The 25,179-nt window shown below is 72.7% G+C and carries 21 protein-coding genes; 8 read left to right on the plus strand and 13 right to left on the minus strand.

Going from position 1 to position 25,179, the window contains the following annotated elements; genetic code table 11:
* Window positions 1-14: 14 nt before the first annotated feature.
* From ABD841_RS10585 to ABD841_RS10610, 6 genes are all read right to left on the minus strand, one after another.
* On the minus strand, window positions 15-722 hold the full coding sequence (locus tag ABD841_RS10585) for an ABC transporter ATP-binding protein (protein WP_425581971.1): 708 nt from the start codon (window positions 720-722) through the stop codon (window positions 15-17).
* The gene (locus ABD841_RS10590) at window positions 715-1,482 is read right to left on the minus strand and encodes an ABC transporter ATP-binding protein (RefSeq protein WP_344970180.1); all 768 of its coding nucleotides are present in this window, start codon (window positions 1,480-1,482) and stop codon (window positions 715-717) included. The genes ABD841_RS10585 and ABD841_RS10590 overlap by 8 nt, the downstream gene beginning before the upstream one ends.
* Window positions 1,479-2,441 (minus strand): branched-chain amino acid ABC transporter permease, encoded by a 963-nt coding sequence (locus ABD841_RS10595; protein WP_344970182.1) that lies wholly within the window; start codon window positions 2,439-2,441, stop codon window positions 1,479-1,481. The genes ABD841_RS10590 and ABD841_RS10595 overlap by 4 nt, the downstream gene beginning before the upstream one ends.
* On the minus strand, window positions 2,438-3,331 hold the full coding sequence (locus ABD841_RS10600; RefSeq protein ID WP_344970183.1) for a branched-chain amino acid ABC transporter permease: 894 nt from the start codon (window positions 3,329-3,331) through the stop codon (window positions 2,438-2,440). The genes ABD841_RS10595 and ABD841_RS10600 overlap by 4 nt, the downstream gene beginning before the upstream one ends.
* Window positions 3,332-3,419: 88 nt before the next feature.
* Window positions 3,420-4,592, minus strand: coding sequence for a branched-chain amino acid ABC transporter substrate-binding protein (locus tag ABD841_RS10605; RefSeq protein WP_344970185.1), 1,173 nt, complete (start codon window positions 4,590-4,592; stop codon window positions 3,420-3,422).
* Window positions 4,593-4,920: 328 nt separating this feature from the next.
* Window positions 4,921-5,448 (minus strand): MarR family winged helix-turn-helix transcriptional regulator, encoded by a 528-nt coding sequence (locus ABD841_RS10610; RefSeq protein WP_344970187.1) that lies wholly within the window; start codon window positions 5,446-5,448, stop codon window positions 4,921-4,923.
* A 104-nt stretch (window positions 5,449-5,552) separates the two neighbouring features.
* Between ABD841_RS10610 and ABD841_RS10615 the strand changes: the two genes are divergently transcribed.
* Complete coding sequence (locus tag ABD841_RS10615) at window positions 5,553-7,820, plus strand: LLM class flavin-dependent oxidoreductase (protein WP_344970189.1); 2,268 nt, start codon at window positions 5,553-5,555, stop codon at window positions 7,818-7,820.
* Window positions 7,821-7,825: 5 nt separating this feature from the next.
* Here ABD841_RS10615 and ABD841_RS10620 read toward each other — a convergent pair whose 3' ends face one another.
* The 5 genes from ABD841_RS10620 to ABD841_RS10640 form a co-directional block, all read right to left on the minus strand.
* Window positions 7,826-8,827 (minus strand): proline racemase family protein, encoded by a 1,002-nt coding sequence (locus tag ABD841_RS10620; protein WP_344970191.1) that lies wholly within the window; start codon window positions 8,825-8,827, stop codon window positions 7,826-7,828.
* 150 nt (window positions 8,828-8,977) lie between these two features.
* Complete coding sequence (locus ABD841_RS10625; protein WP_344970193.1) at window positions 8,978-9,871, minus strand: dihydrodipicolinate synthase family protein; 894 nt, start codon at window positions 9,869-9,871, stop codon at window positions 8,978-8,980.
* 4 nt (window positions 9,872-9,875) lie between these two features.
* Complete coding sequence (locus tag ABD841_RS10630; protein ID WP_344970195.1) at window positions 9,876-11,270, minus strand: FAD/NAD(P)-dependent oxidoreductase; 1,395 nt, start codon at window positions 11,268-11,270, stop codon at window positions 9,876-9,878.
* Complete coding sequence (locus tag ABD841_RS10635) at window positions 11,267-11,578, minus strand: (2Fe-2S)-binding protein (RefSeq protein ID WP_344970196.1); 312 nt, start codon at window positions 11,576-11,578, stop codon at window positions 11,267-11,269. Before ABD841_RS10635 ends, ABD841_RS10630 begins: the two co-directional genes overlap by 4 nt.
* The gene (locus ABD841_RS10640; RefSeq protein ID WP_344970198.1) at window positions 11,575-12,753 is read right to left on the minus strand and encodes an NAD(P)/FAD-dependent oxidoreductase; all 1,179 of its coding nucleotides are present in this window, start codon (window positions 12,751-12,753) and stop codon (window positions 11,575-11,577) included. The genes ABD841_RS10635 and ABD841_RS10640 overlap by 4 nt, the downstream gene beginning before the upstream one ends.
* Before the next feature lie 317 nt (window positions 12,754-13,070).
* Between ABD841_RS10640 and ABD841_RS10645 the strand changes: the two genes are divergently transcribed.
* Entirely contained in the window at window positions 13,071-14,069 is a 999-nt protein-coding gene (locus ABD841_RS10645) for a COX15/CtaA family protein (RefSeq protein WP_344970199.1), read from the plus strand.
* A 112-nt stretch (window positions 14,070-14,181) separates the two neighbouring features.
* A complete protein-coding gene (locus ABD841_RS10650; protein WP_344970201.1) occupies window positions 14,182-14,862 on the plus strand; it encodes a SanA/YdcF family protein in 681 nt (226 codons plus the stop codon).
* 51 nt (window positions 14,863-14,913) lie between these two features.
* Here the strand turns inward: ABD841_RS10650 and ABD841_RS10655 are convergent, their stop codons facing one another.
* The gene (locus ABD841_RS10655; RefSeq protein WP_344970203.1) at window positions 14,914-16,155 is read right to left on the minus strand and encodes a PrsW family intramembrane metalloprotease; all 1,242 of its coding nucleotides are present in this window, start codon (window positions 16,153-16,155) and stop codon (window positions 14,914-14,916) included.
* A 256-nt stretch (window positions 16,156-16,411) separates the two neighbouring features.
* Entirely contained in the window at window positions 16,412-17,365 is a 954-nt protein-coding gene (locus tag ABD841_RS10660) for a heme o synthase (RefSeq protein WP_344970205.1), read from the minus strand.
* Window positions 17,366-17,748: 383 nt separating this feature from the next.
* Here ABD841_RS10660 and tkt point away from each other — a divergent pair, with 383 nt between their 5' ends.
* From tkt to ABD841_RS10685, 5 genes are read left to right on the plus strand one after another with little or no spacing between them, the layout of a single operon-like run.
* Window positions 17,749-19,782, plus strand: coding sequence for a transketolase (tkt, locus tag ABD841_RS10665; RefSeq protein WP_344970283.1), 2,034 nt, complete (start codon window positions 17,749-17,751; stop codon window positions 19,780-19,782).
* Window positions 19,783-19,784: 2 nt separating this feature from the next.
* On the plus strand, window positions 19,785-20,888 hold the full coding sequence (gene tal / locus ABD841_RS10670) for a transaldolase (RefSeq protein ID WP_344970206.1): 1,104 nt from the start codon (window positions 19,785-19,787) through the stop codon (window positions 20,886-20,888).
* A 7-nt stretch (window positions 20,889-20,895) separates the two neighbouring features.
* Entirely contained in the window at window positions 20,896-22,524 is a 1,629-nt protein-coding gene (locus ABD841_RS10675; RefSeq protein ID WP_344970208.1) for a glucose-6-phosphate isomerase, read from the plus strand.
* A gap of 23 nt (window positions 22,525-22,547) precedes the next feature.
* Window positions 22,548-24,230: a glucose-6-phosphate dehydrogenase gene (gene zwf, locus ABD841_RS10680; protein ID WP_344970210.1), complete on the plus strand. Its 1,683-nt coding sequence runs from the start codon at window positions 22,548-22,550 to the stop codon at window positions 24,228-24,230.
* Entirely contained in the window at window positions 24,231-25,142 is a 912-nt protein-coding gene (locus tag ABD841_RS10685; protein ID WP_344970211.1) for a glucose-6-phosphate dehydrogenase assembly protein OpcA, read from the plus strand.
* The last annotated feature ends 37 nt before the right edge of the window (window positions 25,143-25,179 follow it).

The raw sequence follows: 25,179 nt of genomic DNA on the forward strand, positions 1-25,179 counted from the left end.
CTCTCCCCGTTCCGTCAGACCCCGCCGAGGTAGGCCTCGACCACCCGGGCGTCCTGACGCAGCTCGGCGGCCGGGCCGTCCAGAACGCACGCGCCGTTCTCGATGACGTAGCCGCGATGTGCGATCTTGAGGGCGGCGGTCGCGTTCTGCTCGACGAGCAGCACCGAGGTGCCTTCGGCGTTGATACCCGCGATGAGCTCCATGATGGAGGCGACCACCAGCGGCGCCAGGCCCATGGAGGGCTCGTCGAGCAGCAGCAGCCGGGGCCCGGTGACCAGCGCCCGGCCGATGGCGAGCATCTGCTGCTCACCGCCGGAGAGCGTGCCGCCCTGCTGGGCGCGCCGCTCGGCCAGACGGGGCAGCAGCTCGTAGACGCGGTCGATCCGCCCGCGCGTCTCGGCCCGGTCGCGCAGCAGGTAGCCGCCCAGCTGGAGGTTCTCGTGCACGGTGAGCGTGCTGAAGATCCTGCGCCCCTCGGGGACGTGCACCAGGCCGCGCGCGGTGATCCGGTGGGGTTTCTCCCGGGTCACCTCCCGCCCGTCGAAGACGACCCTGCCGCCGCTGGGCCGCACCAGCCCGGAGACCGCCGCGAGCGTGGTGGTCTTGCCCGCGCCGTTGTTGCCGAGCAGGGCGACGATCTCCCCCTCGGCCACGGTGAGGGACAGGCCGCGCAGGGCGTGCACCCCGCCGTAGTGGACGTCGAGCCCGTCGATCTCAAGCACTGTCGTCACTCCCGAGGTAGGCCTCGATGACGGCCGGATCGCGCCGGACGTCCTCGGGGCGGCCGTCGGCGATCTCCCTGCCGAAGTTGAGCACGACCACCCGCTCGGAGACCTCCATGACCAGGCCCATGTCGTGCTCGATGAGCACGATGGCGACGCCCAGCTCCCGGATCCGCCGGATCAGGTCGAGCATCTCGGCCTTCTCGCCGTGGTTGAGCCCGGCGGCGGGCTCGTCCAGGAGCAGCAGGTCCGGGCGGCGGGCCAGGGCGCGGGCGATCTCGGTGCGGCGCTGCTCCCCGTAGGGCAGGTGGCGGGCCGCGCCGTACCGGTCGCCGCGCAGGCCCACGAAGTCCAGCCAGTGGTGGGCCTGCTCGGTGCACTCGCGCTCGGAGCGCCGGTAGCGCGGGGTGTGCAGCAGGGCGTCGAGGACGCTCTGGCGCAGCCACAGGTGCGCTCCGGCGCGCACGTTGTCCAGGACCGACAGCTCGCCGAAGAGCCGCAGATTCTGGAAGGTCCGCGCCACGCCCAGGGCCGCGACGGCCGAGGGCCGCAGGCCCGTCAGATCCGTGCCGCGCAGGGTGATCCGGCCGGAGGCCGGCCGGTAGAAGCCGGTGACGCAGTTGAAGGCCGACGTCTTGCCCGCCCCGTTGGGACCGATGACGGAGACGATCTCCGCCTCGCCCACCGAGAACGACAGCCCGTCGATGGCCACCAGCCCGCCGAAGGACAGACGTAGATCCGCGACGTCGAGCAGGTTCACGGGACCTCCCTGGAGCGGGCCGGCCAGAGCCCCTGCGGGCGCAGGAGCATGACGACGATGAGGAGGACGCCGAACAGGAGGAACCGGTGGTCGGCGAGGTCGCGCAGGATCTCCGGCAGGACGCTGATCACGACGGCGCCGACGACGACGCCGGAGACCGAGCCCATGCCGCCGAGGACCACGGCCATCAGCACCAGCGCGGACGACAGGAAGGTGAAGCTGCCCGGGGAGATGGCCGAGAGCTGGGCGGCGAACAGCACCCCGGCCAGGCCTCCCCAGACCGCCCCGGCGATGTAGGCGGCGAGTTTGACGCGGTAGGTGTGCACGCCCATGGCCTCGGCGGCGTCCTCGTCCTCGCGGACGAAGCGCCAGGCCCGGCCGAGCCGGGAGCGGCCCAGGCGGGCCGAGCCGAGCACGGCCAGCGACACGACGGCCACGGTGACGTAGTAGAAGGCCGCCGGATGCTCGACCAGGTGCGGGATGCCGTAGATGCCCGAGGGGCCGCCGGTGACGTCCAGGTTGTTGGCCGTGATGCGGATTATCTCGCCGAAGCCCAGGGTGACGATGGCGAGGTAGTCGCTGCGCAGCCGCAGGGTGGGGGCTCCGATGACGACCCCGGCGACGACCGTGACCACGATGACGGCGGGCACGGTGGCGAGCAGGGGCACCTCGAAGCGGGTGGCCAGCACGCCGCTGGTGTAGGCGCCGACCGCGAAGAAGGCGACGTAGCCCAGGTCCAGCAGGCCGCAGTAGCCGACCACGATGTTCAGCCCGGCGGCGAGCATCACGGCGATGGCCGCGCTGGTCATGACCGACAGCGCGTACGGCGTGGCGTCGACGAAGGGGGCGAGGAGCGCGACGAGCAGGCCGGCGAGCCCGGCCCACCGGTTTCCCATCAGCCGCGAGGCCAGGCTGGGCGGCCGGTCGGTGCCCAGGCGGCGGACCTTGGTCGTGGTCATACGCGCTCCGTCACGCGCTCGCCGAGCAGGCCCGTGGGCCGCACGGTCAGGAACAGGATCAGCACCCCGAAGGCGAACACGTCGCGCCACTCGCCGCCCAGCCAGAACGTGCCGAACGACTCCAGCAGCCCGAGCAGCAGCCCGCCGAGCATCGTGCCGGGGATGTTGCCGATGCCGCCGATGACCGCCGCGGTGAAGGCCTTGAGCCCGATCAGGAAGCCCATCAGGAAGTCGATCTTCCCGTAGTAGGCGCCGGCCATCACGCCCGCGGCCCCCGCGAGGGCCGAGCCGATGAAGAAGGTCCGCGAGATGACCGCGTCGACGTCGATGCCCATCAGCGCGCTGGTGCGGGGGTCCAGCGCGATGGCCCGCATCGCCCGTCCCTCGCGGGTGCGGGTGACCAGCAGGTTGAGCCCTGCCATGAGGAGCACGGCCACCCCGACCAGCACGAGCTGCTGCGGGGTGAGCCGGGCGCCCAGGACCTCCAGCGAGGAGCCGCCCAGGCGCACCGGATAGACCCGGGGGTCCGCGCCGGCCACGGCGCGCATGCCGTACTCCAGGGCGAACGAGGCGCCCACGGCGGTGATCAGCAGGGAGAGGCGGGGTGCGCGGCGCAGCGGCCGGTAGGCGATCCGCTCCAGCGCCACCCCGGCCAGGCCGGTGACGGCCATGGTCGCCAGGAGCACCGCCAGCAGCAGCGGCAGGGCCATGGTGGGGGACACGCCGCCCACCGCGCCGAGGATGGCGAAGCCGGTGAACGCGCCGAGCATGTACAGGTCGCCGTGGGCGAAGTTCAGCAGCTTGATGATCCCGTAGACCATGCTGTAGCCCAGGGCGACCAGGGCGTAGAACGAGCCGACGAACAGGCCGTTCCAGACGAGCTGGGTCATCCGGCCGCTCCCGTCCCGCGCGGGGCGGCCGGGGCGCCGCGGCGGGCGGCGCCCCTTCCCCCGGCGCGTGGGCCCGCGGTGCTCCCGGTCATCGCAGCGAGTCCTGCAGGGCGAACGTGTCGCCCTTGACGACGAGGATCTGGAAACCGCCGTTCGCCAGGGTGTGCTCCGGCGTGAACTTCAGCGGCCCCGAGAACATCGCGAAGCCGTCGATCGCCTCCAGCGCGGCGATGACCTTGGCGCCGTCGGTGCCGCCCGCCTTGGTGATCGCCTCGGCGGCCAGCCGGACGGCGTCGTAGGCCTGGTTGGAGTAGGGGCCGGGCTCGGCGCCGAACTTCTTCCGGTAGGCGTCGATCCACCCGGCCGCGCCTTCCAGGGTCTCGGGGGTCTGGGTCATCGTGGCGTAGACGCCCTCGGCGGCCTCGGCTCCGGCGATCTCGATCAGCTTGGGCGAGACGGAGCCGTCACCGACCATGATCGCGCCCTTGTAGCCGGCCTGGCGGAGCTGGCGGGCGATGAGGCCGCCCTCCTGGAAGTAACCGGTCCAGTAGACGAAGTCGGGCTTCTTGGCCAGCACGTTGGTGATGTTGGGGCTGTAGTCGCTCTCCTTGGGGGTGACCGCCTCGGTGATCACCGCCTCGGCGCCGCCCGGGGCGTCGAGCAGTTCCCGGGTGCGCAGCGCGATGTCCTTGGAGTAGCTGGTGTTGTCGTGCATGAGGGCGACGCTCTTGGCGGCCTGCTTGACGATCCACTTCTCGGCGGCGGCGGCCTGCTGGGAGCCGGTGCCGTTGATCAGGAAGACGTGCTTGAGCTTCTGGTCCACCAGCTCCTGGGAGTTGGCGGCCGGAATGATCATGGGGATGTCCGCCTTGCCGAAGATCGGCAGGGTGGGCAGCGTCGCGCCGGAGCAGTAGCCGCCCACCGAGATGTCGACGCCCTCGGTGACCAGCTTGTTGGCGGCGGCGGCCGCCGCCTGGGCGTCGCAGGCGTCGTCGGCGGTCTTCAGTTCCAGCTTGCGGCCGAGCACGCCGCCCTTGGCGTTGATCTCGTCGATCGCGAGCTGCGCCGCGTTGCTCATGTAGGGGCCGATGGCGGCCTCGCTGCCCGACTGGGGGATCAGCATGCCCAGGACGATCGGTTCGTTCTCGCCGGCCTCCCGGCCGCTTTCCCCGCCTCCGCCGAGCAACCCCTGGCCGCATCCGGTGACCAGGAGAACGAGGAGGGCGAGTGACGTGAAGGACTTCAGGGGGATGGCACGCATGTGCGGCTCCTCACATCAGGTGATGTGTGACATGCCACTAGCAATCCAAGAACGCGTCAAGCGCCGAAACAAGACCGTTAGCGTTAAGACACTGTTTCTCGGCCCGGGACGGATCCGGTCATGCCGGAACCCGCGCCGGGGCCCGCGGTGAGACGAGCGCCGCGCCGGCCGGTACCGGGCACGGCGCCGCCCGGCCCGGACCGCGCCGAACCGGACCGCCGGAGGCGCGTCGGACCTGGTCCGGCCCGCTTCGGCCGGGGCAGCGCCCGGGTCGTACGGGAGACGGCAGCCGGGTCGTGGAGGGCGGCGGGGCCCGGCCGCCACCGCCCTACCCGGACCCGTCGGCGTAGACGGCCGCGCGCGCGGCCCGGCAGTCGGGGTCCTCCTCGGCGGCCCGGTTGAGCCTGTCGGCCAGGAGGGCCGCGGCCTCGGCGAAGTGGGCCAGGCGCTCGGCGCCGAGGGTCTCCAGGACGAAGCGGCGGACGGACTCCTCCCGGACCCGCCGGGCGCGCGCGGCGGCTTCCCGGCCGGCGGCGGTGAGGATGATGTCCCAGCCGCGGGCGTCCTCGGTGCAGGCGTCGCGTTCGAGCAGGCCGCGTGTGCTCATCCGGGCGATCTGGTGGGAGAGGCGGCTCTTCTCCCACTGCAGCGCCCAGCGCAGTTCCAGCGCCCGCATGCGCGCGCCGGGGGCGTCCAGGAGCACGTCGAGGATCTGGTGGTCGGCCTCGGACAGGCCGGTGGCGCGGGTCAGCTCGCGCGCGAGGTGCGCGGCGAGCTGCGCGTGGACGGTGGTGTAGCTCCGCCACGCGTCCAGCTCCGCCGGTCTGGGGCTCGCCGATGGCTGCTGCACGGTCATACATGCACCTTATGTCGCTGAAGGTTGATACGTCACCTTAAAGGTTGATATATCATCTAAAATAGATATGGTTGATACGTCTACCATCTACGACGGAGGAGCACATGCCCGACTATGGCCACGACCTACGGTTCGGATCGTTCATCACGCCACAGAACCGCAGGCCGGAGGCGGCAGTCGACCTCGCCCTCCTGAGCGAGCGGGCAGGCCTGGATCTCGTCACGTTCCAGGACCACCCCTACCAGCCGGGATTCCTGGACACCTGGACGCTGCTGAGCTGGGTGGCCGCCCGGACCGAGCGCGTCCACCTGGCCGGCAACGTCCTCAACCTGCCGCTGCGCCCCCCGGCCGTGCTGGCCCGCTCGGTGGCCAGCCTGGACCTGCTCTCGGGCGGGCGGATCGAGCTCGGCCTGGGAGCGGGAGCCTTCTGGGACGCGATCGAGGCCATGGGCGGCCGGCGCCTCACCCCCGGGCAGGGCGTGGCCGCGCTGAGCGAGGCCATCGACGTGATCCGCGGCATCTGGGATGCCGACGAGCGCCGGGTGCTGCGGGTGGAGGGCGACCACTACTCGGTCAACGGGGCCAAACGGGGTCCCGCCCCGGCGCACGAGGTGCCGATCTGGCTCGGGGCCTACAAGCCGAAGATGCTGCGCCTGATCGGCGCGAAGGCCGACGGCTGGCTGCCCAGCCTCGGCTACCTCCGGCCGGGGGACATCCCCGCGAACAACAAGCTCATCGATGAGGCGGCCGTCGAGGCGGGCCGCGACCCTCGCGAGATCCGACGCCTGCTCAACATCACGGGCGACTTCCGCGCCTCCGGCGACGGCCCGCTGCGGGGCCCCGCCGGCCGGTGGGTGGAGCAACTGCTGCCCCTGGTCCTTCGGGACGGCGTCAGCACGTTCATCCTCGCCTCCGACGATCCGCAGGACATCCAGACCTTCGCCCGGGAGGTCGCCCCGGCCCTGCGCGAGGCCGTCGCGGCCGGGCGGGCCTCCGCCGGCACGCACGCCGCTCCGGTGCGTCCGGCCCGCGCGCTCGCGCTGCGGCACCCGGGGATCGACTACGACGCGCTGCCCGAATCGCTGGCCGCCGTCGCCGTCGAGCCCGGCGACCACGGCTACGAGGACGTGCGCTCCTCCTACGTGTGGCCCGGCTCGCCCGGGCTCGTCCTGCGCGCCACCACGCCGCGGCAGGTGGCCGACGCGCTGGCGTTCGCCCGCGGCCAGAACGTGCCGATGTCGGTGCGCAGCGGCGGGCACGGCATCAGCGGCCGGTCCACCAACGACGGCGGCATCGTCGTCGACGTCGGCGCGATGAACGGCGTCGAGGTGATCGACCGCGAGCGGCGGCTGGTGCGCGTCGGCGCCGGAGCCCGCTGGGGCGAGGTGGCCGAGGCGCTCGCCCCGTACGGGCTGGCCATCAGCTCCGGCGACTACGGCGACGTGGGCGTGGGCGGCCTGGCGACCGCCGGCGGGCAGGGTTTCCTGGGGCGCTCCTACGGGCTGACCATCGACCATGTGGTGGGCGCCGAGGTCGTCCTGGCCGACGGGCGGATCGTGCGCGCGGACGCCGACCACCACCCCGACCTGTTCTGGGCCCTGCGCGGCGCGGGCGGCAACATGGGCGTCGTCACCTCCTTCGACATCGAGGCCGCCGAGGTGGGCGACGTCGTCTTCGCCGCCATCGTGCACGACGCCTCCGATACCGCCGCGTTCCTGGAAAGCTGGGGGCGGCTGGTCGAGGAGAGCCCCCGGCGGCTGACGGCCTTCCTCTCGGCGTTCCCCGGACGCTCCGGCGGATCCGTCCTGGCGCAGACCCTCATCGTGTGGGCCGGTGACGACACCGACGCCGCCGTCCCGGCGATCCAGCCGTTCCTGGACCTCGCCCCCGTGCTGCAGCAGCAGGCCCAGCTCGCCCCGTACGCCGCCGTCGTCGCGCCGCACCACAACCGGCATCGGGGCCAGGCCGGCCTGCGCAGCCACTCCGCCCTGGTCGACCACCTCGACGGCGCCACCGCGGCCGTGGTGGCCGGCATGTTCGCCGACGGCGACGTCGCCATGTTCCAGGTGCGCTCGGTCGGGGGCGCGGTCAACGACGTCGCCCCGGACGCCACCGCCTACGCCCACCGCACGCAGAACTTCTCCCTGAGCGTGGTGGCCCCCGAGTCACGGCACGCGCACGCCGAGCGGGCGTGGGAACGGCTCGGCGTGGACGCGATCTACCTGAGCCTCGAGTCGCACGGCGACGACAGGCTGCTGGCCAGGGCGTTCCCGCCGCCCACCCTGCGACGGCTGCGGCAGGTCAAGGCCGTCTACGACCCGCGCAACGTCTTCCGGCACAACTTCCCCGTCACCCCGGAACCGGGCCGGTAGGACGATCAGAGCAGGAAACCTCCGGGGAACGGGTCACGGGGATCGAGGAAGTACTGCGCGGTACCGGTGACCCACGCCCGGCCGGTGATCGTCGGGACCACCGCGGGCAGCCCGGCCACCGCCGTCTCCTCGACGAGCCGGCCGACGAACCGCGTGCCGATGAACGACTCGTTGACGAAGTCGGCGCCGAGCCCGAGCTCGCCCCTGGCGTGCAGCTGGGCCATCCGCGCGCTGGTGCCGGTGCCGCACGGTGAGCGGTCGAACCAGCCGGGGTGGATCGCCATCGCGTGCCGGGAGTGCCGGGCGTCGGAGCCCGGCGCGGTGAACTGCACGTGGTGGCAGCCGCGGATGCCCGGATCCAGCGGGTGGACGGGCTCGTCCTGCTCGTTGATCGCCTGCATGATCGCCAGGCCGGCGTCGAGGATCCGCTGCTTGTGCGAGCGCTCGAAGGGCAGGCCGACCGAGGCGATCGGCAGGATGGCGTAGTAGTTGCCGCCGTAGGCCAGGTCGTAGGAGACCTCCCCGAGGCCGGGCACCTTGACCGCGCGGTCCAGGCCCGCGCTGAAGGAGGGGACGTTGGTGATGGTGACCGCGGTCGCGGCGCCGTCCTCGACCCGGACGTCGGCGACGACCAGCCCGGCGGGGGTGTCCAGCCGGATGGTGGTGACCGGCTCGGTGACCTCGACCATGCCGGTCTCGACGAGGACGGTGGCCACGCCGATGGTGCCGTGCCCGCACATGGGCAGGCAGCCGGAGACCTCGATGTAGAGCACGCCGTAGTCGGCGTCGGGCCGGGTGGGCGGCTGCAGGATGGCCCCGCTCATCGCCGAGTGGCCGCGCGGCTCGTACATCAGGAGGGTGCGGATGTGGTCCATCTCCGCGAGGAAGTGCTCGCGCCGCTCGGCCATGGTGGAGCCGGGGATGACCCCCACTCCCCCGGTGATCACCCGGGTGGGCATGCCCTCGGTGTGGGAGTCCACCGCATGGAAGACCCTCTTCGTCCTCATTGATTCTCCTCGCGGGGAAGGGTGGCGTGCCGGGGTCGGCAGGGGACGGTCGCCGGGGAGCCGGCGGGGAGTGCGGCCGGACGCGGGGTCACAGCCGGGCGCGGGACTCCGGCCCGGCACGGGGTCGCCGGGCCCGGCCGGGGACGGGGGCTAGCGCAGGCCCTCGGCAAGGGCCTTCTCCGTGGCGGCGCGCACGGCGGCCTCCTGCTCGGGGACGAGCGCGAGCCTGGGCGGGCGGCACCTGCCGCCCTTACGACCGGCCAGGTCCATGGAGAGCTTGATGGCCTGCACGAACACCGGCTTGGAGTCCCAGCGCAGCAGCGGGTGGAGCGCGCGGTAGAGCGGCAGCGCGGTGGCCGTGTCGCCGGCGACCGCCGCCCGGTACAGGGCCACGGTGGACTCCGGCAGCGCGTTGGGAAAGCCCGCCACCCAGCCGACCGCGCCGGCGACGGCCAGCTCCAGCAGCACGTCGTCGGCGCCGACCAGCACGTCCAGGCCGGGGGCGAGCTCGGCGATCTCGTAGATCCGGCGGACGTCGCCGGTGAACTCCTTGACCCCCACGATCAGGCCCTCGGCGTGGAGGGTGGCCAGCAGCCCCGGAGTGAGGTCCACCCTGGTGTCGAAGGGGTTGTTGTAGGCGACGATCGGCAGGCCTGCCCTGGCGACCTCGCGGTAGTGCTCCACCACGGTCCGGTCGTCGGCGCGGTAGGCGTTGGGCGGCAGGAGCATCACGGCCCGGCAGCCGGCCTCGCCGGCCTGCTCGGCCCAGCGGCGCGCCTCCAGGGCGCCGTAGGCGGCGACGCCCGGCATCACCCGGTCACCGCCGACGGCCGCGACCGCGGTCTCCACGACCGCGGCCCGCTCCCGGGAGGTCAGCGTCTGGTACTCGCCCAGCGACCCGTTCGGCACCACGCCGTCGCATCCGGAGTCCACCAGCCACCGGCAGTGCTCGGCGTAGCCGTCGAGGTCGACGGAGAGGTCGTCGCCGAGGGGCAGCGCGGTGGCCACCATCACGCCGTGCCAGGGCTTCACGCGGGATGCCATCGTTTCATCCTTCCGAAGGGGTTGCGGATCGGCCCGAAGGGGGCCGGGTCGGCGCGGCGAGGTCGCCGAGCCGGACGGGCTGGGCGATCGGGCGCCGGGGCGCCGCGGGATTCTCACCGACGAGACATGCGACCGCGTAGCCGCACATCCGGCCCTGGCACCACCCCATCCCGGGGCGGGCCAGCAGTTTGACGGAGCGCGCGTCGGTGGCGCCCATGGCCTGCGCCTCGCGCACGGCCGACAGGGGCACCTCCTCGCAGCGGCAGACGAGCGTGTCGTCGCGGAGCCAGCCCCGCCAGCCCGGCCGTACCGGGTAGGCGTCGTGCAGCACCCGTGCGAAGGCGGCGAGCCGGTCCCTGCGGCGGGACAGAACGGGGTCGGGCGGCACGGGACGGCCCAGGTCCGCGGCGGCGGCCCGGCCCGCGATGCGCCCCTCGACCTCGGCGAGGACCGCGCCGCCGACGCCGGTGGTCTCCCCGGCCGCGTAGACGCCGGGCACGCTGGTACGCATACCCGCGTCCACCGTGACGACCGGGCTGCCGTCGGCGTCGTGCCGGGTCGCGCAGCCCAGCTGGACGGGCAGGTCGAGCTGGGGGACGAAGCCGTAGCCGTAGGCGAGGGTGTCGCACTCGACGGTCCTGGTGGAGACCGGCCGCCAGTCCCTGTCGAGCCTGGCCACGGTGACGTGGGTGAGCGCGGTCCCGCCGTGGGCGGCGACGACCGCCTCGCGGCCCCGGTAGGGGACCCGGTGGCGGGCCAGGACCGCGGCGTACCCGAGGGCCTCGCCGGCCTTGCCCGCGGCGAGCAGCGGGTGGGCGGCCGGTCCGAACCTGCCGTTGGCCTCGTGCACCCCGGTCACCTCGGCGCCGGCCGCGGCCAGGCCCGCGGCGACCGGGAGCAGGAACGGGCCCGTACCGGCGACCACGACCCTGCGGCCCGCGAGGACCAGCTCACCCTTGAGCAGCGCCTGCGCGCCGCCCGCGGTGAGCACGCCGGGCAGGTCCCAGCCGGGGAAGGGCACCGGCCGGTCGTGCGCGCCGGTGGCGATCAGCAGTCCGCGCGCGGTGACCGTGCGGGGCCGTTCCTCGCGGTCCCCCTCCAGGCACCGTACGGTGAACGCCTCTCCCGCGCGCCCGACCGCCCAGACGCGGTGGCGCAGCAGCAGGTCGGCCCGCTCGCGGAGCGCCTCCCACTGCCGGGTGAACCTGTCCAGGCCGCGATGGAGCGCGCCGGCCCGCCCGGCGTGGAAACCGTCGGCGGGGCGCCGGAAGTACTGGCCGCCGGGCCTGGCCGCGCCGTCGACCAGCACGACGTCCAGCCCGGCGAGGGAGGCGGTCAGGGCGCCGGCGACGCCGGCGGGCCCGGCGCCGACGACGGCCAGGTCGTAGGTCCGCGTCATCGCCCGCCCACCGGCCCCCCGGCCGCGCCTCCGGTGTCGATCCGGTCGCCGGGGCGGGCCTCGGTCAGGCAGGCGCGCAGGGACGGGGTCCCGTTCACCGTGACCAGGCAGTCGAAGCAGACGCCGATGCCGCAGAACAGCCCGCGGGGGCGCCCGCCGAACCTGGTGGTCCGCCAGGAGCGGATGCCGGCGCCGTGCATGGCGGCGCCGACGGTCTGGCCGGGGACCGCCGGGACGGGTGAGCCGTCCACGCTGATCTCGAACTCCGGCTCGGGCCGCGCCCGCACCAGGCGGTACGGCTCCCTCATGAGGTCTCCTTCGCGAAGCGGTCCGGGCGGAAGGGGGCGAGGTCCAGGTCCGGGCGGACCCCGGACAGGGCCTGGACGATCAGGTGGCCGGTGGCCGGGGCGAGGCCGATGCCCGCGCCCTCGTGGCCGCAGGCGTGGTAGAGCCCGGGGGCCCGGGGGTCCTCGCCGATCACCGGGAGGTGGTCGGGGCAGTAGGGGCGGAAGCCGCAGTAGGCGCGGATCACCCGGTAGGCGGCCAGTTCGGGGAACAGCTCGACGGCCTGGCGGGCGAGACGTTCCAGCACCGGGACCGAGACCGTGCGGTCGAAGCCGACCCGCTCGCGGCTGGCGCCGATGAGCACGGGCCCCGCCGGGGTGCCCTCAACGACGGCGGACGTCTCCAGGCCCGCCGAGTCGCTGGCCACGTTGGTGACGTAGGCGGCGGTGTAGACCTTGTGCCGGATGAGCGGCCCGGCCGTCGGCTCGGTGACCAGGATGAAGCCGCGCCTGGGCAGGACGGGGACGTGCACCCCGGCCAGTGCGGCGACCTCGCCGCCCCAGGTGCCCGCGGCGTTGACGACGGCCCCGGCGAGGATGTCACCGTGGTCGGTCGTCACGCCGGTGACCCGGTCACCGGCGCGGACGAAGCCGGTCACCGTGACGCCGGTCCGCAGCATCAGGGCGCCGCGGCCGAAACGCTCCGCGCCCCGCCTGATGAGGGTGGCCGCCGCCAGCATGGGCTGGACCTGGGCGTCCTGCGGGTAGAACACGCCTCCGGCGAACCCGGTGGCCAGGTGGGGCTCGTAGTCACGGAGTTCCCCGGGGGCGACGGGCACGTGCTCGACGCCCTGTTTTCCGGCCAGACCGGTGAGCGCCCGGAGCACCTCGTCGGTCTCGGCGACGACCAGGCCGCCCTTGGCCTCGAACTCGAACCCGCCTCCTGGCCGGCCCGCGCGGTCCGGGCCGTCCTCGCCGTCGGCCGCCAGGTCGCGCCAGAGGCGGTTGGAGAGCACCGCGAGGTCCAGTTCGGGCCCCGGTTCCTTGTCGGAGACCAGGACGTTGCCCTCGCCCGCACCGGTCGTCCCACCGGCCACCGGCCCGCGGTCGACGATCACCACGTCCAGTCCGGCGCGGGCCGCGTAGTAGGCGCACGCGGCCCCGACGACTCCGGCGCCGACGACCACGACGTCCGGCATGGCTCACCTCGCTCCAGCACCTCGACAGTCAGTACTATGTCACATACTTTCAATGGGATCAATGCATCAGAACAGACATTCGTCTACGTTCCAGCAGTTCAGCGATGAATACCCCGGGGCCCGGACCGCACGCCCCGTCCCACGCCGTACCCCGGCGGCCCCGCCCGGCGGTCCCCGCCACGACCCGGGCCGCCGCGGGCCGCCGCCGCACGTCACCGACCGGGCCACACCGGCCGTACGCCGCGCCTGTGGCGGCCCTACGGCGGCGGCGGTTCCCTGATGACGGCACCGACGGGGTGGCCCCATAGCATGAATGCGTGAATCTCTCCACCGGCCGTGCCCGCGGCTCCGCCACCCCCGTCATCCGTTCGGTCTGGTCCCCCACACCGCGCTCGCTGCGCGGCTGGGCTCTGGCGGCGGTGGCCGTCAACGTCCTGATCACGGTGACGGGCGCCGCCGTGCGGGTCACCGGGTCGGGCCTGGGCTGCCCCACCTGGCCGCAGTGCACCCCGGACAGCTTCGTCCCGGCGGTCCACGACGAGATCTCACCGGTCAACATGGCCATCGAGTTCGGCAACCGGCTGCTGACGTTCCTGGTGCTGGTCGTCGGCGTGGCCTGCCTGCTCGCCGCGATGCGGCTGCTGCCCCGCCGCCGCGACCTGGTCCGCCTGGCCTGGCTGCAGCCGATCGGGGTGGCCGTGCAGGGGCTCTGGGGCGGCCTGGTGGTGCACAGCGCGCTCAACCCGGTCACGGTGAGCATGCACTTCCTGTTCTCCGTCGGCATGACCGCCGCCGCGTACGCCCTGTACGCCCGCTCCGGCGAGGGGGACGCGCCGGTGCGGCTCCTGGTCCACCGCCACATCCGCGCACTCGGCGCCGCGCTGATCGGGGCGGTGGCCGTCCTGCTCGTCGCGGGCGTGGTGGTGACCGGCACCGGGCCGCACTCCGGGGACGAGATGGCCTCGCGGTTCTCCTTCGACATCGAGACCGTGGCGAGGATCCACGCCGACGTCGCCTACGTGGTGGTCGGCCTCACGTTCGCACTCGTGTTCGCGCTGTACGTGACGGACGCCCCGGAGCGGGCCAGGCGCGCGGCGCTGGTCCTGCTGGGCGTGGAGCTGGCCCAGGGCGTCGTCGGATACGTCCAGTACTTCCTGGGCGTGCCCGCGGCCCTGGTGAACCTGCACGTCCTCGGCTCGACGCTGGTCTGGGTCTGCACCCTGCGGGCGGCGTTCGCGTTGCGCACGCGTGACCCGCGGGAGATCCCCGCCGAACCCACCGATCCCGCCGAGGCCCGCGACCCCGTCCGCGCCTGACCGGCGCGGGGCCCGGCCTCGCCCGCGCTCGGGCGCCGTCCCGGCCCGGACGGCGTCCGACCGCCCCGGGCTCCGATCGACGTCCGATCCTCCGGATCAGGATAATGATCGGATGCCGCTGTCACGTACGACTCTCAGACGCTGCTACCAGGGCGCCGTGCTGCTGAGCGTTCTTGCCATCAGCCCGCTGACCTGGGCGTGGCTGACCAGCTCCGGGCACCGGGCGGTCGCCGAATCCTCCCCCGGCTGGCTCGCCGAAGTCCCCGAGGCGCCGGTGGCGCTGGTGCTGGGGGCGGGCGCTCCCGGCGGCACCCCCTCCCCCATGCTGGCCAGCCGGCTCGACCTCTCCGCCCAGCTCTACCGGGCGGGCAAGGTCCGGGCGATCCTGCTGTCCGGCGACAACAGCCGGAAAGACTACGACGAGCCGACCGTGATGCGCGACTACCTGGTGGCGCGCGGCATACCGGCCAGGTCCCTCGTCCTCGACTACGCGGGCTTCGACACCTGGGACTCATGCGTGCGGGCCCGCACCGTGTTCGGCGCCACCAAGGTCACCGTGGTCACCCAGGTCTTCCACCTGCCCAGGGCGGTCGCCCTGTGCCGTACGGCGGGCCTCGAGGCCTTCGGCGTGGGCGACGACTCCGCCAAGCGGTGGGCGTCCACCTACCCCCTGGCCGCCCGCGAGTTCTTCGCCTCGGCCAAAGGGCTCCTCGACTCGCTGGTGTTCGACTCGGCACCCGTCTTCCCCGGGCCGCGCGAGACGACCCTGGACGCCGCGCTCCGGCCTGAGTGACCGCGGAGCGAACCCGGAAACGAACACCGCGGGCGACGCGCGGCCGTGGTCCTACGGGTGGGGGTGACGGCCCGGATCTCCCGGCGGCCACGGGTGGGGCGGGCCACCCGGCGGATGGCCGGGGCCGCCCGGCGGGTATCCCGGTGTCCCGCCCCCGGTCGCCGCCGGGGGCGGGGCGGGGAAGTGGGACCGGGCACCGGCCATGCACTCCAGCAGGGCCTGCTGCTCCTCGTTGAACGTGCGCTCGTCGATCACGCGGCCCCTGGCCCGCTCGTGGAGCAGGCCGAGCTCGGTGGCCGCGAGCTGGTAGTCGCTCATCGCCCGCAGCCCGGCGGCGCCACCGTACGTCTTGGCCCACTGCCGGGCCTGACGCCGGGCGGGCAGCGAGGAGAGCATCACGACGTCCTGCGGGCCCACCAGACCGGTCGGCTGGTAGGCGGGCAGGTAGTTCTGGATCAGGCCGACGATGCGCTTGCGGTCGCGGAAGACGATCCAGATCAGCACGAACAGCACGGTCATCAGCAGCAGGTACGCGATGGCCAGGCCGGCGAAGCCGACGTAGGAGGCGAAGCCGTTCCAGATCCCGTGGAGCAGCATCGCGCCGCCCCACCCGGCGGCGATCACGAAGGCGCGGCCCGGCCCCTGGCGCTGCGCCGCGTAGGCCACCGCGACACCGATCATCGAGGTGAACAGCGGATGCGCGAACGGCGACAGGACCCCCCGCAGTACGACGGTGACCGCCAGGCCCTGCGCGCCCAGGTCGTCGAGGGCGGCGACGTAGTAGCTGACGTTCTCGCTCATGGCGAAGCCGAGGCCGACCATGCTGGCGTAGATGATCCCGTCGGTCGGCCCGTCGAGCTCGGCCCGCTTGAACCTGAGCAGGCCGAGCAGGATCAGGCCCTTCATCGTCTCCTCGACCACGGGGGCGCCGAAGGTGGCGGCGACGTTGCGCGCGCTGGCGTAACCGAGCCCGGCGGCGTTCTCGATGTAGAGGAGGTTGAAGGAGTTGATCACTCCGGCCACCAGGACCGCCACACCCGCGCCCCAGGCGAACGCGAAGATCAGGTTGCTGCGCGGCTCGGGCTCCATGCGGTCGAGCGCCAGCACGGCCGCCATCAGCACCGGGACCGGCGCCAGGGCCAGGGCCAGGGCGATGAAGAAGTAGACCGGGTCGCCGTTCAGCACGTCGAAGGAGAACGACACCAGGGCGCACAGGCCCGTCACGACCAGCCCGGCGATCAGCGCGACCGACGGGCGGTCCTTGAACACCCATCGAGGATCACGGCTCGCCATGCGGCAACCGTAACCGATCAACCACGACCTGTCCTCCCCCACCCCGGGCCTGGACCGGAGCCGGCCATGGGACACACACCGACCACCCACGGGACGGTCGTTCCCCGATCCGTGGACGGGACCGGCCCGCGACGCGGTGGGGGGGGCGGGCCGAGCCCCCTCGACCGGGTCTCGGGGGCTCGGGCGCCGGCGGGCCTGCGCGCGGCCTGGGCGGGCGGAGCACACACGACGGGACGGAATCCGCGGAACGGCCCGCTCAGACGAGCATGGAGTCGATGGCGACGGCCAGGAACAGCAGCGCCAGATAGGCGTTGGACCAGTGGAAGAAGCGCATCGGGCGCAGGTCGACGCCGGTCTTGCCGGCGTTGACGCGGCCCAGGAGGCGGTGCACCTCCCACAGGCACGCGGCGCCGAGGACGGCGGCGACCACGGGGTAGAGCAGGGTGGTCCCGGCGATCGGCCACAGCAGCAGGGAGCAGAGCACCGTGGCCCAGGTGTAGACGATGCTCTCCAGCACCACCCGGCGCTCGGTGGCCACGACCGGGAGCATGGGGACCTTCGCCGCGGCGTAGTCCTCCCGGTAGCGCATGGCGAGGGTCCAGGTGTGCGGCGGCGTCCAGAAGAACACCACGCCGAAGAGCACCACCGGGGCCCAGTCGAGGCTGCCGGTGATGCCCGCCCAGCCGATGAGCACCGGCATGCAGCCCGCGATGCCGCCCCAGACCACGTTCTGCGGGGTGCGCCGCTTGAGGATCATCGAGTAGACGAGCACGTAGAACAGGTTCGCGGCCAGCGACAGGCCCGCCGCGAGCCAGTTGACCGTCAGGCCGAGGCCGAGGGTCGACAGCACCCCGAGGATGATCCCGAAGATCAGGGCGTTGGTCGGCGGGACCAGGTGCCTGGCCAGCGGACGGCGCCGGGTACGGCGCATGGCGGCGTCGATGTCGCGGTCGATGTAGCAGTTCAGCGCGTTCGCGCTGCCGGCGGACAGGGTGCCGAACACGAGGGTGCTGACCGCGACCCACAGCGGCGGCAGGCCCTTGGCCGCCAGGAACATCACCGGCAGCGTGGTGATCAGCAGCAGCTCGATGATCCGCGGCTTGGTGAGGGCGACGTAGGCCTTCACGACGTCGCCGAAGGAGCGCGGCGCGACGCCGGGCTCCGCGCCCGCCTCGATCGGGGCCGTCGATTGCTTCTCGGTGAGCACCATCTAAGGCGCTTCCAGCACGTGCGGGGTCAACGCGTAACCTCTGATTAGAGCGGATCCGTGAATGCGGGCACCAGCCAGCCTTGAGGACTCACTGTAGTTGCTGAGGGGGCCGGTCTCGGCATGGGGTGCGGAAGCCGCGCGGCCAGACCCCCAGCGGGACACGTCCGCGCTGCTCAGCGCTCCTGCGGGCCCGCCCCGGTCCGGTCTACGCCCCGGTAGCTAGACCGAACCGTTAGGGTCCGGTGTGGGCGGGAAATACCAAACCGGCGCCACCATCACACGATAAAGATCCGGAGATCGAGCACTTGAGCAGTGAACTCGTGCCAGCCCTCGAATGGAACGACCTCGACCGCCAGGCGGTCGACGTCGTACGGGCCCTGGCCATGGACGCGGTAGAGAAGGCGGGCTCGGGCCACCCCGGCACCGCGATGAGCCTGGCGCCGGCCGCGTATCTGCTGTTCCAGCAGGTGATGCGGCATGACCCGGCAGACCCCACCTGGGCGGGCCGCGACCGGTTCGTCCTGTCGGCCGGCCACTCCAGCCTGACCCTCTACATTCAGCTTTACCTGTCGGGCTACGGACTGGGCCTGGACGACCTGAAGGCCCTGCGCCAGTGGGACAGCCGCACCCCGGGCCACCCCGAGCACGGCCACACCGTCGGCGTGGAGACCACGACCGGCCCGCTGGGCCAGGGCATCGGCAACGCGGTCGGCATGGCCATCGCCGCCCGCCGCGAGCGCGGCCTGTTCGACCCGGACGCCGCCCCGGGGACCAGCCCGTTCGACCACACGATCTGGTGCATCGCCTCCGAGGGTGACATCGAGGAGGGCGTCAGCCACGAGGTCAGCGCCATCGCCGGCCACCAGAAGCTGGGCAACCTGGTCGTCGTCTTCGACAGCAACCACATCTCGATCGAGGACGACACCCAGATCGCGCTGAGCGAGGACATCGTCAAGCGCTACGAGGCGTACGGCTGGCACACCCAGACCGTCGACTGGACGCAGACCGGCGACTACGTCGAGGACGTCGAGGCGCTGCACCAGGCCCTGGAGGCGGCCCGCGCCGAGACCGGCAGGCCGTCGTTCATCCGGCTGCGCACCATCATCGGCTGGCCGGCTCCCAACAAGCAGAACACCGGTAAGATCCACGGCTCGGCGCTGGGCGCCGAGGAGGTCGCCGCGACCAAGAGGATCCTCGGCATGGACCCGGAGAAGAGCTTCGACGTCCCGGCCAAGGTCCTGGAGCACGCCCGCGAGGTCGTCGAGCGCGGCCGCGCCGCCCGCGCCGAGTGGGACAAGCTCTTCCAGAGCTGGCGCGAGGCCAACCCCGAGCGCGCCGCGGAGTTCGACCGCATCTCCGCGCGGCGCCTGCCCGCGGGCTGGGCCGAGGCGCTGCCGACCTTCAAGCCCGGCTCCTCCGTGGCCACCCGCAAGGCCTCCGGCGAGGTGCTCAACAGCCTCGCGCCGGTCCTGCCCGAGCTGTGGGGCGGCTCGGCCGACCTGGCCGAGTCCAACAACACCACGATGAAGGGCGAGCCGTCCTTCATCCCCGAGGAGTACCAGACCAAGGAGTTCCCGGGCGGTCCCTACGGCCGCACGCTGCACTTCGGCATCCGCGAGCACGGCATGGGCGCGATCCTCAACGGCATCGCGCTGCACGGCGGCACCCGCCCCTACGGTGGCACGTTCCTGGTCTTCAGCGACTACATGCGCCCGTCGGTGCGGCTCGCCGCGCTGATGAAGCTGCCGGTCATCTACGTGTGGACGCACGACTCGATCGGCCTGGGCGAGGACGGCCCGACGCACCAGCCCGTCGAGCACCTGTGGGCGCTGCGCGCCATCCCGGGCCTCGACATCGTGCGCCCGGCCGACGCCAACGAGACCGCCGCCGCCTGGCAGGTCGTGCTGGAGCACAACGACCGTCCGGCCGGGCTCGCCCTGACCCGGCAGAACCTGCCCGTCTACGAGGGCACCGGCGACGCCGGGAAGGTCGCCAGGGGCGGCTACATCCTGCAGGAGGCCTCCACCGGCCAGCCGGCGGTGGTCCTGATCGGCACCGGCTCCGAGGTCGAGCTCGCCGTCGGGGCCCGGGAGATCCTGGAGGCCGAGGGCATCCCGGCGCGGGTCGTGTCGATGCCGTGCGTCGAGTGGTTCCAGGCCCAGGACTCCGCGTACAAGCAGACGGTGCTGCCCCCCGCGGTCCGCGCGCGCGTGGCGGTGGAAGCGGGAATCGCCCTGGGCTGGCGGCAGTTCGTGGGAGATGAAGGGGAAGTGGTGAGCCTGGAGCACTTCGGCGCCTCGGCTCCCTACAGGACCCTCTACGAGCAGTTCGGGCTGACCGCCGAGCGCGTGGCCGCCGCCGCCAAGGCGAGCCTCGCCCGGACCGGGGCCGACAAGGGCGAGACGACGGGAAACTGATCATGAGTGAGATTCTGAAGAAGCTCTCCGACCAGGGCGTCTCCATCTGGCTGGACGACATCAGCCGCGAGCGCCTGCGCACCGGCAACCTGGAGTCACTGATCCGCGACAAGCACGTGGTCGGCGTCACCTCCAACCCGACGATCTTCGCCTCCGCGCTCAGCAAGGGCGACGCCTACCAGTCGCAGCTCCACGACCTGAAGATCCGCGGGGTCGACGTCGAGGAGGCGGTGCGCGCCATCACCACCTACGACATCCGCTGGGCGGCCGACGTCCTGAAGCCGGTCTACGACGCCACGGGCGGCGTGGACGGCCGGGTGTCGATCGAGGTCGACCCGCGCCTGGCCAGGGAGACCGAGAAGACCGTCGCCGAGGCGCGTGCGCTGTGGTGGCTGGTCGACCGGCCGAACCTGTTCATCAAGATCCCGGCCACGGTCGAGGGCCTGCCGGCGATCACCCAGGCGATCTCCGAGGGCATCAGCGTCAACGTCACGCTGATCTTCTCCCTCGAGCGCTACCGGGCCGTCATGGACGCCTGGCTGACCGGCCTGGAGCAGGCCAGGGCCAAGGGCCTGGACCTGTCCGGCATCGAGTCGGTGGCCTCGTTCTTCGTCAGCCGCGTCGACACCGAGATCGACAAGCGCCTGGACAAGATCGGCACCCCCGAGGCGCTGGCCCTCAAGGGCAAGGCGGCGGTCGCCAACGCCCGTCTGGCCTTCGCCGCCTTCGAGGACGTCGTGAACTCCCCGCGCTGGCAGGCGCTCGCCGAGGCCGGGGCCCGCCCGCAGCGCCCGCTGTGGGCCTCCACCGGGACGAAGAACCCCGACTACCCCGACACCCTCTACGTCGACGAGCTGGTCACCTCGGGCACGGTCAACACGATGCCCGAGAAGACCCTCGGCGCGGCGGCCGACCATGGCAAGATCGGCGGCGACACGATCCGTCCCTTCTACGAGCAGGCGTGGAACACCATGGCCGCGCTCAAGGAGATCGGCATCGACTACGACGACGTCGTGACGTTCCTGGAGGAAGACGGCGTGGAGAAGTTCGAGGCCTCCTGGTCCGAGCTGCTGTCCACCGTCGCCGCCGAGCTGAAGAAGGCGTGAGGAGCACATGTCAGTGTCCGTAACGTTCGGCGACGAGAACCTCGCCGGGCAAGCGGCGGAGACGGCCGAGCGGCTCGCCGCGGAGGGGGTCCCGCAGGCCCTGGCGAACGGCGACCCCACGCTGTGGGGTCCGGACGCCGAGGCCGAGGCCGCCATCCGCCTGGGCTGGCTGACGCTGCCCACCACCAGCAGGGAACTGCTCCCCGAGATCGGCAAGCTGGTCGAGCGGGCCCGCGCCGAGGGCCTGGACCACGTGGTCCTGGCCGGCATGGGCGGCTCCTCCCTGGCGCCCGAGGTCATCACGGCCACCGCCGACGTGCCGCTGACCGTCCTCGACACCACCGACCCGGCCCAGGTGCGCCGCGCGCTGGACGACCGGCTGGAGAGCACGATCGTGGTGGTCGCCAGCAAGAGCGGTGGCACGGTCGAGACCGACAGCCACCGGCGGGTCTACGAGAAGGCCTTCCGCGACGCCGGGATCGACCCGGTGAGCCGGATCGTCGTCGTCACCGACCCGGGCTCCCCGCTGGAGCAGGCCGCCCGGGAGGCGGGCTACCAGGTGTTCCTGGCCGACCCCGACGTGGGCGGCCGGTACAGCGCCCTGTCGGCCTTCGGCCTGGTGCCCAGCGCGCTGGCCGGCGCCGACGTGGCGCGGCTGCTCGACGACGCGGCCGAGGTGCTGCCCCTGCTTTCGCAGGCGGAGAGCAACCCCGGCCTCGACCTCGGTGCCGCCCTGGGCGCCGCCGCGGTCGCCGGGCGCGACAAGCTGGTGCTCGAGGACGGCCTGTCGGAGATCAACGGCCTGCCCGACTGGATCGAGCAGCTGGTCGCCGAGTCCACCGGCAAGTCCGGCAAGGGCATCCTGCCCGTCGTCGGCGCCGACCCGAACGACACCGACGACGAGCTGATCGCCGGGATCGACACCGACGGCGCGGTGGCGGTCAGCGGCCCGCTGGGCGCGCAGTTCCTCGTCTGGGAGTACGCCACGGCCGTCGCCGGCCGCGTGCTCGGCATCGACCCGTTCAACCAGCCGAACGTGGCCGAGTCCAAGGAGAACACCGGTGCGCTGCTCGACCGGCCGGAGCTGCCGGCCGGCACGCCGCTCCTGGTCGACGGCCCGGTCGAGGTCTACGGCGAGCTGCCCGGCGGGCAGGCCCCCAAGGACCTGTCCGACGTGCTGACCCGGCTGCTGGAGGCGATCCCCGAGCGCGGCTATCTCGCGATCATGGCCTACCTCGACCGGGAGGCGGCGTTCGACGCCCCCACCGCCGAGGGCGCCTCGTTCGAGGAGATGACCGACGCGTGGAGCGCGGCCGACCCGGCCACGCTGCGCGGGCTGCTCGCGGTCCGCACCGACCGGCCGGTGACCTTCGGCTGGGGCCCGCGTTTCCTGCACTCCACCGGCCAGTACCACAAGGGCGGCCCGCAGAACGGGGTGTTCCTGCAGATCACCGGGGCCGTCGAGGAGGACGTCGAGGTCCCCGGCAAGCCGTACACCCTGGGCCGGCTCCAGCTCGCGCAGGCCCTGGGCGACCAGGGTGCGCTGGCCAAGCGCGGGCGCCCCACGGTACGGCTTCACCTGACCGACCGCGCGGCCGGCATCGCGCGTCTCCTCGAGGCTGCGCGGGAGGTCTGAATGGGCCGCGGGAGGTCTGAAGAATGAGCAAGGGGAGCTCGAGGGCGCGGGCCGCGGAGGCGACGGCCGAGACCGTCACCGCCGACGTCGAAGAGGCCACCAGAACCACCGCCGCGACCGAGGAGGTCACGAGCACGACGACCGCCGCCACCTCGGCGGCGGTGGCCGGCATCACCGAGGAGGTGGTGGCGGCCAACCCGCTGCGCGACCCGCGCGACAAGCGCCTGCCGCGCGTGGCGGGACCGTGTGTGCTGGTGCTGTTCGGCGTGACCGGCGACCTGGCGCGCAAGAAACTGCTGCCGGCGATCTACGACCTGGCGAACCGGGGGCTGCTGCCCCCGGGCTTCTCCCTGGTCGGCTTCGCCCGCCGCGACTGGAAGGACCAGGACTTCGCGCAACTCACCCACGACGCCGTCAAGGAGCACGCGCGGACGCCGTTCCGCGAGGAGGTCTGGAAGCAGCTGTCGGAGGGCATCTTCTTCTGCCCGGGTGAGTTCACCGACGACGGCGCGTTCGACGCGCTGGCCATGATGCTCAAGGAGATCGACGAGACCCGGGGCACCGGGGGCAACTACGGGTTCTACCTGTCGGTGCCGCCGAAGTTCTTCCCGGTCGTGGTGGAGCAGCTCAAGCGGACCGACCTCGCGCACGGCCCCAAGGAGTCCTGGCGCCGGGTGGTGATCGAGAAGCCGTTCGGGCACAACCTGCAGAGCGCCCGTGAGCTGAACGAGATCACCAGCGCGGTCTTCCCCGAGAGCTCGGTGTTCCGCATCGACCACTACCTGGGCAAGGAGACCGTCCAGAACATCCTGGCGCTGCGCTTCGCCAACAACCTGTTCGAGCCGATCTGGAACCGGGGTTACGTCGACCACGTCCAGATCACCATGGCCGAGGACATCGGCATCGGCGGCCGGGCGGGTTACTACGACGGCATCGGCGCGGCCCGCGACGTGATCCAGAACCACCTGCTGCAGCTGCTGGCCCTGGTCGGCATGGAGGACCCGACGTCGTTCGACGCCTCCTCGCTGCGCAGGGAGAAGGAGAAGGTCCTCAAGGCGGTGCGGCTGCCGTCGGACCTGTCGCTGTCCACCGCCCGCGGCCGGTACGGGGCGGGCTGGCAGGGCGGCCAGCCGGTGATCGGCTACACCCAGGAGGAGGGCATCTCGCCCGACTCCATCACCGAGACCTACGCCGCCATCAAGCTGGAGATCGCCAACCGCCGCTGGGCCGGGGTGCCGTTCTACCTGCGCACCGGCAAGCGGCTCGGCCGCCGGGTGACCGAGGTCGCGGTGATGTTCCAGCGCGCGCCGCACCTGCCGTTCAGCAAGGACGACACCGAGATCCTGGGGCAGAACGCCCTGGTCATCCGGGTCCAGCCGGACGAGGGCATCACGGTGCGGTTCGGCTCCAAGGTGCCCGGCACCGCCATGGAGGTCCGGGACGTCTCGATGGACTTCGCCTACGGCGAGTCGTTCATGGAGTCCTCCCCCGAGGCCCACGAGCGGCTGCTGCTGGACGTGCTGATCGGCGACCCGCCGCTCTTCCCGCACCAGCGTGAGGTCGAGCTGTCATGGAAGATCCTCGACCCGATCGAGGAGTTCTGGGCCTCCCAGGGCGCGCCGGAGGAGTACCCGGCGGGCACGTGGGGCCCCAAGTCGGCCGACGAGCTGATGGCCCGTGACGGCCGCGCCTGGAGGAGGTTGTAGATGGCGAGCTTCATGCTGAGCGGTACGACGGCGTCGAAGATCTCCTCCCAGCTCACCCAGCTGCGTCACCAGATGGGCACCCCGGCGGTCGGCATGGTGCTGACCCTCGTGGTGATCTGTACCGAGAGCAACCAGTACGACGCGGTCCGGGCCGCGACCGAGGCGGCCCGGGAGCATCCCTCCCGGATCCTGGTCGTCATCATCCGCGACCCGGGGGAGCCCAACCGGCTCGACGCCGAGCTGCGGCTCGGCGAGTCCACCCCGGGCGAGGTGATCCTGCTCCGCCTGTACGGGGAGCTGACCGAGCACGCCGACTCGGTGGTCAGCCCGCTCCTGCTTCCCGACACCCCCGTGGTGGTCTGGTGGCCGGGCGACTGCCCCGACGTCCCGGCCAAGGACCCGATCGGCGTGCTCGCCCAGCGGCGCATCGTCGACGCGCGTGCCGAGGCCGACTCGGTCGCGGCGATCGTCGGCCGGGCCCGCGGGTACGTCCCCGGCGACACCGACCTGGCCTGGACCCGGCTGACGACGTGGCGGAGCCTGCTGGCCGCCGCGTTCGACCAGCGGGTGGGCACGGTCGAGAGCGGCACGGTCGAGGCCGCCCCCGGCCACGCCAGCGCGCTGCTGCTGGCGGCGTGGCTCGGTGAGCGCCTCGGCGCTCCGATCAAGGTGACCGAGTCCCGCGGGCCGGGCCTGACCGCGGTCAAGCTGGCCACCTCCGAGGGCGACATCACCGTCACCCGGGGCGACGGCCGCCTGGCCACGCTGTCCCGCCCCGGACAGCCGGACCGCCACGTCGCGCTGGTCCGGCGCCCGACGTCGGAGCTGCTCGCCGAGGAGCTGCGGCGGCTGGACCCGGACGAGATCTACGCGTCCGCGATCCGGCGGCTCGCCCGGACCCACAAGTCATGATCTGTGAGCGCCCCGCGGCACGCCGCGGGGCGCTCAT

This window comes from Streptosporangium fragile, from assembly GCF_039534445.1.
Taxonomy (GTDB): Bacteria; Actinomycetota; Actinomycetes; order Streptosporangiales; family Streptosporangiaceae; genus Streptosporangium; species Streptosporangium fragile.

Bases quoted from the DNA above. Each gene is read 5' to 3' on its own strand.
- ABD841_RS10650 (WP_344970201.1), top strand. From the start codon at position 14,182: ATGCCGCTGTCACGTACGACTCTCAGACGCTGCTACCAGGGCGCCGTG.
- ABD841_RS10605 (WP_344970185.1), bottom strand. From the start codon at position 4,592: ATGCGTGCCATCCCCCTGAAGTCCTTCACGTCACTCGCCCTCCTCGTT.
- ABD841_RS10615 (WP_344970189.1), top strand. From the start codon at position 5,553: ATGCCCGACTATGGCCACGACCTACGGTTCGGATCGTTCATCACGCCA.
- ABD841_RS10655 (WP_344970203.1), bottom strand. From the start codon at position 16,155: ATGGCGAGCCGTGATCCTCGATGGGTGTTCAAGGACCGCCCGTCGGTC.
- ABD841_RS10640 (WP_344970198.1), bottom strand. From the start codon at position 12,753: ATGCCGGACGTCGTGGTCGTCGGCGCCGGAGTCGTCGGGGCCGCGTGC.
- ABD841_RS10620 (WP_344970191.1), bottom strand. From the start codon at position 8,827: ATGAGGACGAAGAGGGTCTTCCATGCGGTGGACTCCCACACCGAGGGC.
- tal (WP_344970206.1), top strand. From the start codon at position 19,785: ATGAGTGAGATTCTGAAGAAGCTCTCCGACCAGGGCGTCTCCATCTGG.
- ABD841_RS10660 (WP_344970205.1), bottom strand. From the start codon at position 17,365: ATGGTGCTCACCGAGAAGCAATCGACGGCCCCGATCGAGGCGGGCGCG.
- ABD841_RS10630 (WP_344970195.1), bottom strand. From the start codon at position 11,270: ATGACGCGGACCTACGACCTGGCCGTCGTCGGCGCCGGGCCCGCCGGC.
- tkt (WP_344970283.1), top strand. From the start codon at position 17,749: ATGGACGCGGTAGAGAAGGCGGGCTCGGGCCACCCCGGCACCGCGATG.
- ABD841_RS10610 (WP_344970187.1), bottom strand. From the start codon at position 5,448: ATGACCGTGCAGCAGCCATCGGCGAGCCCCAGACCGGCGGAGCTGGAC.
- zwf (WP_344970210.1), top strand. From the start codon at position 22,548: ATGAGCAAGGGGAGCTCGAGGGCGCGGGCCGCGGAGGCGACGGCCGAG.
- ABD841_RS10635 (WP_344970196.1), bottom strand. From the start codon at position 11,578: ATGAGGGAGCCGTACCGCCTGGTGCGGGCGCGGCCCGAGCCGGAGTTC.
- ABD841_RS10600 (WP_344970183.1), bottom strand. From the start codon at position 3,331: ATGACCCAGCTCGTCTGGAACGGCCTGTTCGTCGGCTCGTTCTACGCC.
- ABD841_RS10625 (WP_344970193.1), bottom strand. From the start codon at position 9,871: ATGGCATCCCGCGTGAAGCCCTGGCACGGCGTGATGGTGGCCACCGCG.
- ABD841_RS10685 (WP_344970211.1), top strand. From the start codon at position 24,231: ATGGCGAGCTTCATGCTGAGCGGTACGACGGCGTCGAAGATCTCCTCC.
- ABD841_RS10595 (WP_344970182.1), bottom strand. From the start codon at position 2,441: ATGACCACGACCAAGGTCCGCCGCCTGGGCACCGACCGGCCGCCCAGC.
- ABD841_RS10675 (WP_344970208.1), top strand. From the start codon at position 20,896: ATGTCAGTGTCCGTAACGTTCGGCGACGAGAACCTCGCCGGGCAAGCG.